The following is a 491-nucleotide window of genomic DNA, read 5'->3' as shown; positions in this document are numbered from 1 at the left end:
GCATTACGTTGCCGAGCGAATCGCCGACGAGGATGACTTCCACGCCGCAGAAATCGAGCAGTGCGGCGAAGCTCGAGTCGTAGGCAGTCAGCATGACGATCTTGTCGTCCGCGGCACGCATGGCCTGGAGCTTGGGAATGGTGACGGTCTTGCGGGAGGGGTCGAGGAGGTAACTCATGGCAGTGCCCGTGGGGGTGTGTGGCTGCCTGGGCCTGAGGCGGGCAGGGCGGTCAGGGGGCCGCGAGATTCAGGAAGGCCTTGCGGCCCCGCATGTTCTCGATGCGCGACAGTAGTGTACGGAAATCGCCGTCGTTGTCCACCGGATTGAAGCGCGCGGTGTCCACGATCAGGACCGGCGCCTCGTCGTAGCGGTGGAACAGTTCGCCGTAGGCGTCGGTCAGCCGCTGGAGGTAGGTTTCGTCGATGCCGGACTCGCCAGGCAGGCCGCGTCGCGCAATCCGCTCGCGCAGCAGCGACGGCGTGGCCTGGAG

2 protein-coding genes are annotated in these 491 nt (G+C 66.0%); both read right to left on the bottom strand.

Translation table 11 applies throughout. The features are described 5' to 3' along the window. The coding region (locus AC1DMY_RS20950) for a 3-methyl-2-oxobutanoate hydroxymethyltransferase (RefSeq protein WP_477166768.1) at nt 1-178 on the bottom strand (178 nt) is incomplete at its 3' end. A 52-nt stretch (nt 179-230) separates the two neighbouring features. Further along, on the bottom strand, nt 231-491 hold a 261-nt coding region (locus tag AC1DMY_RS20945), incomplete at its 5' end, for a deoxynucleoside kinase (protein WP_477166767.1).

This window comes from Dyella sp. 01L423 (assembly GCF_056399945.1).
Note: the sequence above shows the minus strand (reverse complement) of the source record. Positions and strands in the feature narration are given on the sequence as shown.